This window comes from Colwellia sp. BRX10-4 (genome assembly GCF_014077465.1).
Lineage (GTDB): Bacteria > Pseudomonadota > Gammaproteobacteria > Enterobacterales > Alteromonadaceae > Colwellia_A.
Genome location: NZ_JACGVZ010000002.1, coordinates 135,015 through 149,313 on the forward strand (window position 1 = coordinate 135,015; position 14,299 = coordinate 149,313).

Sequence of the window (14,299 nt, forward strand, 5' to 3'; positions counted from 1 at the left end):
AAGTACTCTGACTGTAGTAACATAGTCGATTTGGCCACCTAACTAGAGATGTTATTATACACCTTATCAAACTTTAGGTGACACCATGACAAAAAGAACTAAACCCAATTTCACACCAGAATTCAGATTTGAATGTGCTCAATTAGTCGTTGATAAAGGCTACTCTGTACTTGAAATGGCAAAAGCCATGAATGTAGGTAAATCATTGTTAGATAAATGGGTTCGCCAATTAAAAAATGAGCTCAATGGTTTAACGAGTAAAACTATGCCATTAACACCAGACCAACTTGAAGTTCGTGCACTTAAAAAGCGTATTGCTCGCATTGAAGAAGAAAAGGAAATTCTAGAAAAGGCTACGGCTCTCTTGATGTCATACTCACTCGCCAGTTTGCGATAATTAAAGCCCTTAAAGGGAGTCATACTGTTAAACGTTGTTGCGATGTGTTTGCTATTCATCGCAGCAGCTACAAGTATTGGGCAAAGCAATGCAGACGTATTAAGCCTGAAAAGGTTAAAGCAATGGCGATGGTAAAAAGCATTCATGCTAAAAGTAATAGCTCGGCAGGTGCTCGCACCATTTCAGTTATTGCCACTGCAAGAGGCTTGGCGATTAGCCGTTATGTTGCTAAGCGTTTGATGAAAGAACAAGACTGGGTCAGTTGTCAGCTGCCAAGTCACAAATACAAGAAGGCAATGCAGCCACGTGTAGCGATATTAAACACACTTGAACGCCAGTTTGCTGTATGGTAGTTGTGTCCATTTTGGTGCGGTAATATAACGTTTATTTGGACGGGAAATCGTTGGGCATACCTAGCTGTTGTTATGGACTTATTTGCACGAAAGTTAGTGAGCTAGGCAATATCGTATTCACCCGATACTAAGTTAGCAGCGAAAGCCTTATCAATGGCATTTGAATCAAAAGGTCGACCAAGAAATTTGATGTTTTATTCAGACCAGGGAAGTACTTATACAAGTAGGAACTACCATCAGTTATTGTGGCGATATCAGATTAAGCAAAGTATGAGCCGTTGTCGTAACTGTTAGAATAATAGTCCGATGGAGCGATTTTTTAGAAGTTTAAAAACAGAATGGGTGCCAACAGCAGGTTATCGCTCATTTATTGAAGTTAAAAAGTCAGTTGTTAACTACATCATTCGATATTACAGCAAAGTTAGGCTTCACAGTTATAACCGAGGACTAACACCCAATGAGTCAGAGAAAAGATACTGGCTTGAATACAAATCTGTGGCCAGTTTTACTTGACCACCTCACATCCTCTAATGGATTCAACTACTTTAGATTACAAATAATAACCTTTCCTGAATCGTTGATGTAAGCAGAGATTGCTTTATGGAAAGAGTTCGCTAAATAAACTCTCGCTATAATAAACGCTCTTGAGTCAATAGCGGGAATCGAAGTAAATTATTATCTATTTCCGCAATGCGCACAAAGTTAGCATTAGCTGTTTTATGATGAACGACGGTTTTGGTGGCTTAGTTGTCTGTCAGGATAAAGATGCATCTACCTGATCCGAACACTGTAAACAGCTCAAAAAGCTAATGATGATAATATCCTCATCATTATGTAGGCATTGCCAAACGAAACATTATCAAGCGGTAATTTTTTAAGCTCATCAGTTTGTTCTCATAGAGGAGTAAAACGTAGTGACTTATTTCCTTTATTGTTATCTATGGCCTTATTTTATCCAGTTTTGTCTTGAATATTTATCTCGAACTGTTATTTGTGTCGTTGTGTTATTATTTGAACACAGACTTGATGTGGGTCAATGTTTTAGTTATAGATAAGAAGGTTAGGAAAGGTAAGTTAATTCATTGATACAAATTGTAGATATTAAGATAGTCTGCGTTGCTAAATGGGTATTTATGTTAATTATCGCAAAAATTCACAGGCTAGACCTCTTATATTTTTCGTTTGTTATTTGGTCGAAGCGCTTGTTTTTTAAACGTGATTTATTAATCTATTCTATCTTTAATAATTGTTACACAAATTAAGGCGATAATTGTCTTAAAAAGTAGCATTCTGACTCACTTTATATTAAATTTGCCGCCCTTAATTAGTACGGTTAACAAGAGCGCCTTATGAACGAAAATACTCTCCCACAACTCGAACAACTGATCGAAAATATCATTGATAAAAATAACCAATTAAAAAGTCAAATAGCAGAATTAGCAGAGCAAAAAGCAGGCTTAGCTCAGCAAGTAGCAGAATTAGCTGAGCAAAAAGCTTTACTTGTCGATGAAAATGAAACCTTTCAGCTTGAAGTCTTAGAAGGTGAAGAAAAACAGAAACAAACAAATAATGTATTAACTGCTTTATTAGCTAAATTGCAAAGTGCAGAAGAGCTTAGTTAATGTCTATTAAAGACTCTAATGGCATCAGCATTGAAATTATGGGTAAGCTACATCAGTTTTCTTGCCTAGCTGAACAGGCAGAGGATTTAAAGGAAGCGGCTAGTAAACTTGCTGTTATGTGCGATGACATTAAACAGCAAAGAGGAAACGCTAGCAGCGAGCGTGCTTTATTAGTTGCGTCAATTAATTTAAGCTATTCATTATTAATGGCAAATAATAAAATTGAGCAAAATCAACACAGGCAAGAAGTGTTGATTTCGACACTTAAAAACGCTTTATAAACACTTTCACCTTTTCTAGTATTGCCACTATCGCTGAGTAAGTTAAGATAGTGGTAATAATCGTTACTTTATACTTAGGAAAAATTTAGCTATGGCTGATGCTAGCATTGAATTTAAAGGTTCAAGCTTTACCCTGTCTGTTTTACATTTAAGAACATCAAAATTAGCAGATATTCGGTCTGATTTAGCAAATAAAGTCGCGCAAGCGCCAGATTTTTTTTATCTTGTTCCTATTGTGGTTAGTATTGAAAAATTAGAGGGTTCGGTTGACTATCAAGCAATCAAATCATTAATAGAAGAATTCAATTTTACCTTTGTTGGCTTTACCGGGTTAATACCTAAAGAACAACGAACGTTGATCCGCGAACTGGGTTTTTCATTTGTTAATACGGCAAAAAGCCAGTCTTTAGATAAAGCGCCTAGTGCAGAAAAGCCAGAAGTCGCAAAAACTGAAACGATAGCAGATATACCAGAACGTGGACTTTTCAGCGATAAAATACATCGTGGTCAAATTCGTTCTGGTCAGCAAGTTTATGCTAAAGACCAAAATTTAGTGGTTATTGGCTCAGTATCTGCTGGAGCTGAAGTGATTGCTGATGGTAATATTCATGTTTATGGTTCGTTACGTGGTCGAGCCATTGCCGGCGCAACAGGTCACCATCATGCGCAAATATATTGCCAAAATCTTGAAGCAGAATTAGTTTCGATTAATGGTAACTATTGGCTAAGCGAGTCAATGGAGCAACATTGGGGCTCACCCGTATATATACATTTGACTGACAGTGAATTAACGTCATCAAAACTTATTTAACTTTTAACTTATAAAGGATATTCGGTCTATGGCACGAATAATAGTAGTTACATCAGGAAAGGGTGGGGTTGGCAAAACGACATCAAGTGCGGCAATTGGTCTTGGTTTGGCGTTAAAAGGTCAAAAAGTTGTGTTAATTGATTTTGATATAGGCTTACGAAATCTTGATTTGATTATGGGCTGTGAACGCCGAGTTGTTTATGACTTTGTTAATGTGATTAATGGTGAAGCCACCCTAAATCAGGCATTAATTAAAGATAAGCGTGTCAGTAGTTTATCTATATTACCTGCTTCACAAACCCGTGATAAAGATGCGTTAAATAAAGAAAACGTTGGTAAGGTTCTCGAAGAGCTTGGAAAAACCTATGACTATATAGTTTGTGATTCTCCAGCGGGTATCGAAGCAGGCGCTATGATGGCGCTTTATTATGCTGATGAAGCTATAGTCACTACTAACCCTGAAGTTTCATCGGTTCGTGACTCTGATCGAATTTTAGGTATGTTAGCTAGCCGCTCTCGCAGAGCTGAGCTTGGCTTAGAACCTATTAAAGAACATTTATTATTAACGCGTTATTCACCTAAGCGTGTTGACGATGGTGAAATGCTAAGTGTTGAAGATGTGGTAGATATTCTATCCATACCTTTATTAGGTGTTATTCCGGAATCACAAGCGGTACTTAAGGCATCTAATGCCGGCGAACCAGTGATCCTAGATACTGAAAGTGATGCAGGAAAAGCGTATCAGGATGTGGTTGATCGCCTTTTGGGTGAAACTGTTGATTTTAGATTTTTACATGCCAAGAAAAAAGGCATTCTTAGTCGTATGTTTGGAGGATAACATGGCATTACTTGATTATTTTTTACGTAAAAAAGAAAAACAGGTAACAACCGCTTCTAAGGCGAAAGAACGTTTACAAATTATTGTTGCCCATGAGCGCAATAGTCGAAATAAACAGCCTGATTACTTGCCGCAACTCACTGCGGATATCCTTGAGGTATTGCGTAAGTACATTAAAGTAACCGATGAAAGTTTTTCGATAAACCTTGATAATAAAGGCGGCGATTTAAATGTCTTAGAACTTAATATTGAATTAAGTGATGAGAACAGTATTAACTAAGTCGATTTGATAGTGTTTATCAGACCTTATTGGTAAACATAAAAAAGGCGCTTATTCTTTGAGAGAATACGCGCCTTTTTCATTTTATTTTACGATAAAATGATTAAACATTTTATCGTTATCTTGTTTTTAACACTTAGTAGGCTTCGGCGATGGCTTCTTCAACTAATTGAGTTAATTGTTCGTAGCCAAAATTAACCAGAGGTTTTCCATTAACAAAAAACTGCGGTGTTGCTCGAACTTCGAGGGTTTTACCGTCTGCGATATCTCGCATTATAACCTTGCTAACGTTTTCGCTACTGACATCACGCATGAACTGGGCGCTGTCCAAGGGTAAGTTCTTTAATAACGCACGAGCACTTTGTGGTTGAGCAACATGATGACGAGTCCAGGCTTGTTGTTTGTCAAATAAAATTTCTACTGCCGGCCAAAACTGTTCTTGTAAGTGTGCGGCTTCGAGTAGTTTAACCACTTGATCTGAACCCTTATGGAAAGGGGTATAGCGCATCATAACTTTAACTTTACCAGGGTAGCGTTTAATTAAATTATTTACCAGTGGGTAAAAAGCTGAACATGTTTCGCAAGCAGGATCGAAAAATTCGACAATGGTCACTTTTGCCTCTAACGGTCCTTTTATTGGCGCGCCAACACGTTCAATAATGTCTAGATTTTCAACCTTAGCGCTCTGCTGGCTATTGTTTGCTTTAAATATTGTTGCTGCGCCAATAAAAGCCAAAAGGATAATTAGGCTGGCGCTAATGAAAAGTATTTTTTTATTCATGGTGATTCCGATTTAGTCATAAAAAATAATAATAAAGCCATGAGACTAAAGGTTAATAAAGACATCATTGGCATATTTAAGAACCCAAAAACATTGAGGTGCGTTTCTGAACAAGGGATATCTTGTACGCAGGGTTGTGCGCTTTTAGGGATGTAACCGGCCACTAATAACACATGAAATAATGCGGTGAGCCAGCCAAATAACACCAATACACCCGCATAACGTGTCACTTTAGCGTCAAATGGAAATAAGGCCATTGGTAAAATAACGACCAAAGGGTACATAGCAATTCGCTGATACCAGCACAAAGAGCAAACGGGGAGTTTAACAACCTCACTAAAAAACAAACTAGCAAGCGTGCTTATGGTGGCGAGTACCCAAACTGAAAAGAGTAACAACCAACCTTTGGATAACGTATTGTTAGCAGATATATCGTTCATATAATCTCGTTTAGTTAACGTTGAAAATCTAGCTTAAGCCGGATTTTCAAGGTAAATAAAATTAAGTTAATTATTCAACGATATCCATTTCTTCAATAAGATTGGTCGCGCCGTCAACATGTTCCATCACCCATAACATGTATTTAATATCAACGTGAATCGATCTGTTTAATTTAGTGTCGTAATCCCAATCACCAATAATACTTTCATAAACACCGTCAAAGACTAAACCAACAAATTCTGCTTTATCGTTGAGAGTAGGTGAGCCAGAGTTACCACCGGTGATATCTAATGTGCCTAGGTAGTTTACGGGCACTGAGCCGAGTTCTTTTTTAGCGTACTCGCCGTAACTTTTACTCTTAATTAACTCGAGTTGTTTTTTAGACGCATTAAAGGGTTTAATACCTGTGTCTTTTTCTACTATACCTTCAAGTGTGGTAAAAGGTGTTGCAGTGAGTCCGTCTACTGGTGAATAACCTTTTACGTTACCGTAAGTAATGCGTAATGTACTGTTAGCATCTGCGTATACAGGGAGTTTCTTATCGTTAAAATAGGCGATTAGCGCTTCCATATATTTAGGACGATAAGCTTGAATATTACCTGACAATTCTTCGTCTTCTTCTTCAAGTGCTTTTCTTACAGAAAAAGTCTTTACGGCAAGTTGAATAAAGGGATCTGAGCTTTTTTCAAAGTCGGCTACCGATTTATTCATCCAAGCAAGGCGAGTTTCTTGGTCAGCAATTGTTGATGTTTGATACATTTTTTCAAGCTTAGTGCTTAAGGCTTTTTTATTTAGCCCTTGTTCAAGTTCAAAAAATTCATCGATGGCGAGAATACGTTCTGATTTGGGCAATTCAACATAATGTGTCAACATAGCGAATAAAATCTTTTGATCGATATTCGCATCGAATCGACGATTAAAGGTTTTCATGCTTTGTTCAAAACGTGCAAGATCACGTTCTTGGTAACCCCTCTCTCTCGCTACGTTTGGTTTGTTTTTTTCTACGGCTAAACGATGTAAACGATAAGCGGTGCTTAACATTTTGTTGTAAGCCATGTAACCTAAAATTAGATCGCGTGCTTGAGTTTTTTGGTTTTGTTTTAGGAGCTTATTTAGGCCGGTAAGTGCGTTGCCATATTTAGCTTTTCGCATTTTATCAGCATTGATCCAAGTGCTTAAGTCTTGTTCTAGTTGCTGTTTACGGGCTAACGTTGTGCCTTTATTGTAGCTTTTTATCATGCTACCGTAATTCTTTGCGTAGTTAGCTAAGCCGGCTAAGGTGCTTTCGTACTTTATTCTCGCCTCACTTTCTGGTGCAGACTCGTTATTAATTAAGTCGATAAGCTCTTCACGATAATTTTTAGCATTAGGGTAAGTCCAAGTAAATTGGTTTTCAACCTCAAGTGCAGTGCGGTAACGGTTGGTGCGTCCTGGGTAACCTAGCACCATAATGTAATCGCCTTCATCAACACTACTTTTATTCACTTTTAGGTGATGCTTTGGCTCATAAGGTACGTTGTCTTTACTAAAATCGGCGGGTTGGCCATCTTTACCGACATATGCACGATAAAAACCATAGTCTCCGGTGTGGCGTGGCCACATCCAGTTATCAACATCACCACCATATTTACCAACACTACTTGCTGGAGCATGGACTAAACGAACATCACGAATAGTTAATTGTTTAAATAAATAATATTCTAAACCACCATGAAAATTAACAACACTACAACGATATTTGTCATCACTTTCACATTCAGCCACTAATGTTTTAGAGTTTTTATCTACGGCTTTATAGCGCTCAGAGCCCGACATGTTCTCGGTAATACTGCCTTTAATTAACGTGGTAACATCATTGATTTCTTCGGTTACATAGATACGGCTGCCGGGTGTAGCGGGTAGCTCTTCATCAAAGGTTTTTGCTAGAAAACCATTGGCGAGTAGGTTGTTTTCTGCTGTTGAGTTGTATTGAACAGAGCCATAAACACAATGGTGATTCGAGGCAACTAAGCCTTTATCAGAAACAAAAGAAGCCGTGCAGCCACCAAGGCTTACAATAGCACCCATAGGAAAACCAGTAAGATCGGTTAAATCGTTAGGATTTAATTTTAAACCTGCTCGGGTAAGTTCTGATGCAATGCTTGGCAATTGGTGAGGTTGCCACATACCTTCATCAGCCGTGGCAAATGTTGAAGCCATCGCTAATAATAAAATCGTTGTTTTTTTCATTAGAATTCTCTGGATTGTATTAATTTATAGTTATAGTTTTTATATTGATGAGTCGCTAGATAATACTGAGTAATATTTAGCAGCCACATATTTATCTATTTTTACGGTGAACATTATGCCAAAGATAGCTTTAAGGATAAAGTTTGATCTTTACCGCCACTTTTCAATGGTTTACTGAAAATAACGCCTAATTCTACCTGCTTCTTGTTATGAACTTTACAGCAGTTAAGCACTTAATTATAGAGCCTTCATCATTGTTATTATGACCAAGAGCTTGAAATTTAACTATTTCGTACCTATCTAAAGATAAATATTCTCAGGTAATGCTTTTTATGTTGTCTTATTTACTTCCTATCTTTATTGGCGTTTTACTGATTGGTTATTCTGTTGCCAAGCCTTATTGGCGAGAGTATCAGCGAGAAAAAATAAGAAGTCAGCCATTTAAAAAGTCTTGGCGAAAAATCATTCAGCAAAGAATGCCGTACTTTGGACAAATGCCAACAGATTTACAACTGCAGTTAAAGCGACATATTCAGGTGTTTTTGGCGGAAAAAAACTTCGTTGGTTGCAATGGGGTTCAAATAACCGATGAAATACGGATCACTATCGCTGCACAAGCATGTCTGTTATTACTTAATCGTAAGACAAATTTTTACCCTAAATTACAGACTATTCTTGTTTATCCGAGTGCTTTTATTAAAGAACAACAAAATGTGGGGATTGACGGTTTAAGGTATCAGCAAAGTGTTGCACTTGCAGGTGAGTCATGGGATTTTGGTAAGGTGGTACTCTCTTGGCAAGATACCCTAGCGGGGGCAAAGATCCCTGACGATGGACGCAATGTGGTCATTCATGAATTCGCTCACCAATTAGACCAAGAAAATGGTAAAGCTAATGGTGCTCCAATATTATATCAAGGGCAAAACTACAAGGCTTGGTCTGACGCTTTTTCTTTACAATTTGAAAAACTTCAAAGACAAGCACAAACCGGGGCACCATCATTATTTGACTATTATGGCGCTACTAATCCTGCTGAGTTTTTTGCGGTGACCAGTGAAGTTTTTTTTGAACAGGCTAATCCGTTTAATGCCAAGTATCCGGTGCTTTATCAACAACTCAAAAACTATTATCACGTTGACCCGCTTCACTGGAAATAGGGCGGTAATGGCTGACCTTTTAATCGCTTAATATTTTACACTGTAAAATATCGAGTGTTTTAAATGAATTAAAGCCAATTGATATGCCTGACTTTTCATCTTATCTACTTTTAAAGTATTGAATATGTGTCATTTTTCCTGAAGTATTTCCCAATTGATACTCTATATTTGCACTACCATTACCGTAGTATTTTATTTGGTAGGGAAACTGATACTTATTCGTTCTGTCATTGTATTCTGCTTGTGCCCAGCGGTATTTTAATGGGCAGTTATTCCTAGCCAGTGTCCATTTTCCATAATTTTTCTTGTAATGTTTACTACTGTGTTTTTCTTCAGGCTTTGCCTTACCTTGGCATACTCTATATTCAATCGCTGAATATTTGGCCATCGCATAAGCCTCTTCAAACGCTAATACAGCAATAGCAGGTAAGTCGGGTGCAACACCAACGTCTTCCCAATTCGTTTTTGTTAAAGGATTCATCGCGGTTCCGGTCGGTACAAAAATTGAAAGCCTTGAAGGTAAATAAAAAAAATGTCCTGGGTTGGCTCTTCCTTTTATTGTTTCTCCTACGAGGTATGCACGCTTTCTTACCTTTAGGTTATAGACAAATTCTTCAGCGGCTGAAAAGGTATTTTTACTGGTGAGAATGTAGACGGGCAGATTGGGCCTTTTATCACTGGGAAGATCATCAATCGTCCAATATTCTTCATTCTTATTTGTTTCTCGCCAATAAATACTATTAAGGTGTGTCTTCTTATCAAAAAAATAGCTGCTAAAATAGCGAACAAAATCTGCGCTTCCTCCTCGATTATTTCGTAAATCAATAATCAGGGAATCAACATCCGCTAGTTGCAATAAAATACGGTCTATTATGTCTTTAGCTTGTGGATCAGATGGAAACTTATCAAAGCTAATAAGGCCAACATTACCGTCGAGTATTTCGACTTTTCTAAAGTGTTTTTCAATATCTTCATTAGTATTGATTGTTACACCTGGTTGACAAAGTTTAACTCTGATGTGCTTGTCTTGCGTTATTTCCTGAATGTCATCAGTTAGTCTGTCTGCCAAGGTAAAACTTTCATTATAACCAAGATATTCATTATTATTAATATTCAATAAAAGCTGTGTTGCCACTTTGTTGGCAACATCAGGGAAGACATAATTATCGATTAATTTTTTCGATATACTATCGATAATGACCCTTTGCTTATCATAAGGTGTTTTGGCAACGGTCATTGCTACAACAGTAAAGTTGACAGGTAATTTACTGAAAAATAATATTAATAGCACACCATATTTAGTCATCAAAATTATCTTTTTTCGTTATTATCGATAATACACCTCTTAGCAACACAGCATTATTTTAAGCTTTACGAAACCATTCGTAAAGTAATGGGCTTTGCTGACAAATGATAACAGGGCAGGGATAATTTTTTAGATCTATGTCCTACCACTGTAGTAAGATAGATTTATACTTTTGGTTAAAAATTATTATGTTAGAAGATGATATGGTTTAATAATTAATGTTCATTTTTTTACCGGTGATTTTTTCAATATTTCTAAAGATACCCTCTATGCGTTTATTAAAATCAACGATTCACCCTGACATTAGTGACATGTCAGCACGCCAATTTACGCGAAAAGCAACGCGCGCTATTGTGTTAAAAGGCGAGAATATTCTTTTGCTCTATACCAAACGCTATCACGATTATAGCCTACCCGGTGGCGGCATTGATGACGGCGAAAGTCATGTGGCAGGCTTAGTGCGTGAGTTGAAAGAAGAAACGGGTGCACATGATGTAACAAATGTTCAAGCGTTTGGTTTATATGAAGAGTTTCGACCTTGGCATAAAGCCGATTTTGAATTTATGCATATGCAGTCTTATTGCTATATTTGCTCAATAGACGATGAACTACTTGAACCTGAGCTTGAATTACATGAAATTAGTAATGGTATGTATCCTATATGGATGAATATTCATCAAGCGATTAGTCACAATGAACACACGATGGCGAATAGTCAAAAAAAGGGATTATCCATTGAGCGTGAAACCTTTTTACTCAAATTGATTGCTAATGAACTCATAGCTTCATAATACGTAACATTTAAAAAGTAATATTAAACGGGGCAATGTTGATATACTTTTGACGTTTTTTGTTGAAGCTAACGAATTATAGGGAAATATACTTCAAATGATTAAGACTCAACCTTCGTTATTATTGACGGTGGCGGTTAATGAGCTGCTTAGTCAGTGTGAACTGCCGGCAACTTTATCGATAGAATTGTGTGCGTCGTCTTTAGCGATGAGCATGACGTCTTTTCGCCGCAAACTTGCCAAAGAAGATACAAGTTTTAAACTTATTCAAGGTAAGTTTTTAAATGAACTTTGTGTGGAAGCTTTATTAACTCAGCAAAGTAACATTGAAGACTTAGCGATTAAACTTGGCTATTCTGAAAGGGCGACCTTTGAAAGGGCTTTTCGTCAAAAATTTGGTATTACTCCTGCTCAGTTTCGCGAACTTTCCACTGCTAGTAGTACTGATAGCAATTATGAAAAATTGACAAGCACCGCTAAAAATATGCCACCAATGCCCAGAAGCTGTCGACAATTAATTGAAGAGAAAGAGCAAGGGCGTCTTAATTTACAGCGAGTTATTGAGATTATAGGACATGATGCAATTTTTTCTGCTCGTATTCTTGGACAAGCCAGTAAAGCGATTTATGGAAAAACTCCAAAAAATCTTCTTGAAGCCATAAGTCGTAATTTAGGGATAGGTCGTGTAGTTAATTTTGCCATTGTTTATGCAATGAAAGATGCACTGCAAGATCATGTTGAACAATGGATTGTTGAGCAGTACACTGAAGTCTTTTTGATGGCACCTAAAATATTTCAGCAAGTTCGTAAGTCATTACCCTCTAAAATCAAATTTGATATTGCCCTAACAGAGCAAGTACTTGTTTTTGCATTGCTTGGGGTGTTTTTACTCAGTCATAAAAGCACCTATAACCATGAGTTAATGCTTTATTCGCTGCGTGGTGTTGATGATTTAGATTCGCTTAATCGTCACATGAGAAAATCGATGGGGATCAGTATATTTTCGTCATCATCTCTAATGCTTTCGTTATGGCATATTGATGCTAGTTTGGTTAAACAGCTTAATCATTTAGAAAAAGTGAGTCAGTTAAAAGTGCTAGGGAGTATACAAGATGAGTTAGTATTATTTATGCTTTCGTGTTTGTATTTTTCAGCCGCAAGGTATGACGATTTTAGTCAATTAGAGCAAAAAGCTGAGTTGCTTCATCTTTGTGACTTTGATGAAATTAGAAAATTATTGATGAAAGGGTAATGTAACGTTAGAAAAAGAAACTTTCTCAGCCATCATGAAAAGGGGGCTACTTGTTATCAACTGAGAAAGTTATAAAGCTTGAATTACGCTTGTTTGACGAGTTTTCGCTGACGAACAAATAACAACGTTATTGCGATTAAAAACAAAATAAACATTGACGGCTCGGGAACCGAAATCACCTGGGCTAAAGAAACATTATCAACTAACCCCCCTAAAGTGTTCTGTGTACCAAATGATGCGAAACTTAAATTCATAGATTGTGCTTGAGCAGTAAATAAAACTGACTGTAGAGCCCAGTTTGGTGTTAAGTTTCTTGTGCTGTTAGCAATTAAAGCTGCAGTCATTCCTAAATCAAAGTCAACGTTTGCATCATACCAAAAAACATTAATTCCGTTATCGTCACTATTATTCGTTCTTGGTTTGTAATAGAACTCTAATAAATAGTCTGCACCAATTGTCAATGAATTTAGTGTTTGTGTCATTGCTGCGTTAGATGAGCCACGTTGATGAGAGTCTAATTCAACATGGTATAAGCCATCTTGAGAAGCTGTTACAACATTTTTTTGTAATTCTATGCCATTACCATATGACGTCTTCCAGCCAGGTAACGTTGAAAAAACATCCCAAGCACTTGTTTTGTTTTTAAATGCCTGTAAGTCAATATGAGAAACTAAACCCTTTGAAGTTGTTGCATCATCAAAGGTAAGTTGTTCAAAACTTCCGTTAGTAATTAATGATGCATGCGCAAAAGCACTTAAGCTGATTAAGGAAACAGACAATAAAATGTTCTGTATAAATTTAGACATATGAGTAAGCTCTTATTTGATTTTTTTAACCTCTATATTATACGTACTGATAGCACCCTAAAAATATGGCTAAACTGTCCATTTTAGGTGCTTACTATCAAGAATAACTACTTTTAGGTAAGTGGGTCTAACTTTTATTTATAAAGAGAATTTTTAATATTTCTCTTTTTAGTAATTCTACTTATTATCTAGGTACTTGATAAAAATAATTTACGTATTCTTTTATGTTACGAGGCTATAAAAGTTAAAGAGAAATCTTAGGCGATTCAAAGTATACTAAATAATGATTAATCTTTGTTTTATTATCCACCTAACGTAATTATCAAAACAGGCGAAGTAATAGGGGAAGGATTTTATGCGCTGGCAACATCCAACAAAAGGACTATTAAGCCTCGTTATTTTTTACCTGCTATCGAAAATAATGCCCCGAGTATCTAGTTTTTCGAATGGGTTATTGATACTGCACTAAAACAAGTCAGTTAGTCGCAAAAAAAGGGCTTAACTTCACTGTCATTGTGAGTGTAACATTGCAGGATTACAGTTATGCCAACCTGATTTTCCTAGAGGCATTGTTAGCAGCTCACCCCGATGTTAAACAAGGTTATTTAAAGCTAGAAATACTGGGAAAATGGCTTTAGATGATTTTCATTATGAATCAAAAATCGTGCAAGTTTTTATGGCCATGGGCGAAAATACTTGCTTAGATGATTTTGGCACAGACTATTCGTCTTTCACTTACCTTAGATAACATTAACGAGCGTAATTAATATAGCCCCAAGCTTTATGTTAAATATATTGCCTAGTATAGCTGATGTCGTCATTGTTGAAGTTATAATTAGTAGAAATTTACGTTATATTATCTACGGATATTAAGTTTTTATTTTACTTTTGATGACGACAAGCACTTTAGCTTGTTATGAGTAGCTCTGTTAGATAACGAACTAAAAGTATTGT

Annotated in this window: 13 protein-coding genes and 1 pseudogene; 9 read left to right on the forward strand and 5 right to left on the reverse strand. The window is 36.7% G+C overall.

The features are described 5' to 3' along the window. Nucleotides 1-85 precede the first annotated feature (85 nt). The 6 genes and pseudogenes from H4J67_RS03035 (at nucleotide 86) to minE (ending at nucleotide 4,582) form a co-directional block, all read left to right on the forward strand. Nucleotides 86-1,263: pseudogene (locus H4J67_RS03035) on the forward strand (IS3 family transposase). An 836-nt stretch (nucleotides 1,264-2,099) separates the two neighbouring features. After that, on the forward strand, nucleotides 2,100-2,372 hold the full coding sequence (locus H4J67_RS03040; protein WP_182174277.1) for a DUF904 domain-containing protein: 273 nt from the start codon (nucleotides 2,100-2,102) through the stop codon (nucleotides 2,370-2,372). Continuing rightward, nucleotides 2,372-2,653, forward strand: a complete 282-nt coding sequence (locus H4J67_RS03045; protein WP_182174280.1) for a cell division protein ZapA — start codon at nucleotides 2,372-2,374, stop codon at nucleotides 2,651-2,653. The genes H4J67_RS03040 and H4J67_RS03045 overlap by 1 nt, the downstream gene beginning before the upstream one ends. A 91-nt stretch (nucleotides 2,654-2,744) precedes the next feature. Then, the gene (gene minC / locus H4J67_RS03050; RefSeq protein WP_182174283.1) at nucleotides 2,745-3,464 is read left to right on the forward strand and encodes a septum site-determining protein MinC; all 720 of its coding nucleotides are present in this window, start codon (nucleotides 2,745-2,747) and stop codon (nucleotides 3,462-3,464) included. A 28-nt stretch (nucleotides 3,465-3,492) separates the two neighbouring features. Then, complete coding sequence (gene minD, locus H4J67_RS03055; protein WP_070374181.1) at nucleotides 3,493-4,302, forward strand: septum site-determining protein MinD; 810 nt, start codon at nucleotides 3,493-3,495, stop codon at nucleotides 4,300-4,302. A 1-nt stretch (nucleotide 4,303) separates the two neighbouring features. After that, on the forward strand, nucleotides 4,304-4,582 hold the full coding sequence (minE, locus tag H4J67_RS03060) for a cell division topological specificity factor MinE (RefSeq protein WP_070374180.1): 279 nt from the start codon (nucleotides 4,304-4,306) through the stop codon (nucleotides 4,580-4,582). Nucleotides 4,583-4,718: 136 nt separating this feature from the next. Here minE and H4J67_RS03065 read toward each other — a convergent pair whose 3' ends face one another. The 3 genes from H4J67_RS03065 to H4J67_RS03075 form a co-directional block, all read right to left on the reverse strand. Continuing rightward, complete coding sequence (locus H4J67_RS03065; RefSeq protein WP_182174286.1) at nucleotides 4,719-5,363, reverse strand: thioredoxin domain-containing protein; 645 nt, start codon at nucleotides 5,361-5,363, stop codon at nucleotides 4,719-4,721. Beyond that, entirely contained in the window at nucleotides 5,360-5,803 is a 444-nt protein-coding gene (locus tag H4J67_RS03070; RefSeq protein WP_182174289.1) for a disulfide bond formation protein B, read from the reverse strand. The genes H4J67_RS03065 and H4J67_RS03070 overlap by 4 nt, the downstream gene beginning before the upstream one ends. Nucleotides 5,804-5,873: 70 nt before the next feature. Continuing rightward, nucleotides 5,874-8,033, reverse strand: coding sequence for a S46 family peptidase (locus tag H4J67_RS03075; protein WP_182174291.1), 2,160 nt, complete (start codon nucleotides 8,031-8,033; stop codon nucleotides 5,874-5,876). A 332-nt stretch (nucleotides 8,034-8,365) separates the two neighbouring features. Between H4J67_RS03075 and H4J67_RS03080 the strand changes: the two genes are divergently transcribed. Continuing rightward, on the forward strand, nucleotides 8,366-9,190 hold the full coding sequence (locus H4J67_RS03080) for a zinc-dependent peptidase (protein ID WP_182174294.1): 825 nt from the start codon (nucleotides 8,366-8,368) through the stop codon (nucleotides 9,188-9,190). A 100-nt stretch (nucleotides 9,191-9,290) separates the two neighbouring features. Here H4J67_RS03080 and H4J67_RS03085 read toward each other — a convergent pair whose 3' ends face one another. After that, nucleotides 9,291-10,496 carry a S41 family peptidase gene (locus tag H4J67_RS03085; RefSeq protein ID WP_182202850.1) on the reverse strand — a complete coding sequence of 402 codons (1,206 nt, stop codon included), beginning with the start codon at nucleotides 10,494-10,496 and terminating at the stop codon, nucleotides 9,291-9,293. Between the two features lie 269 nt (nucleotides 10,497-10,765). Between H4J67_RS03085 and H4J67_RS03090 the strand changes: the two genes are divergently transcribed. Both H4J67_RS03090 and H4J67_RS03095 read left to right on the forward strand, forming a co-directional pair. Next, nucleotides 10,766-11,287, forward strand: coding sequence for an NUDIX hydrolase (locus tag H4J67_RS03090; RefSeq protein WP_182174300.1), 522 nt, complete (start codon nucleotides 10,766-10,768; stop codon nucleotides 11,285-11,287). 97 nt (nucleotides 11,288-11,384) lie between these two features. Continuing rightward, the gene (locus H4J67_RS03095; protein WP_182202852.1) at nucleotides 11,385-12,539 is read left to right on the forward strand and encodes a helix-turn-helix domain-containing protein; all 1,155 of its coding nucleotides are present in this window, start codon (nucleotides 11,385-11,387) and stop codon (nucleotides 12,537-12,539) included. An 83-nt stretch (nucleotides 12,540-12,622) separates the two neighbouring features. On the opposite strand, the gene H4J67_RS03100 is transcribed toward H4J67_RS03095, so the two are convergent. After that, complete coding sequence (locus H4J67_RS03100) at nucleotides 12,623-13,345, reverse strand: DUF642 domain-containing protein (protein WP_182174306.1); 723 nt, start codon at nucleotides 13,343-13,345, stop codon at nucleotides 12,623-12,625. Nucleotides 13,346-14,299: the final 954 nt, after the last annotated feature.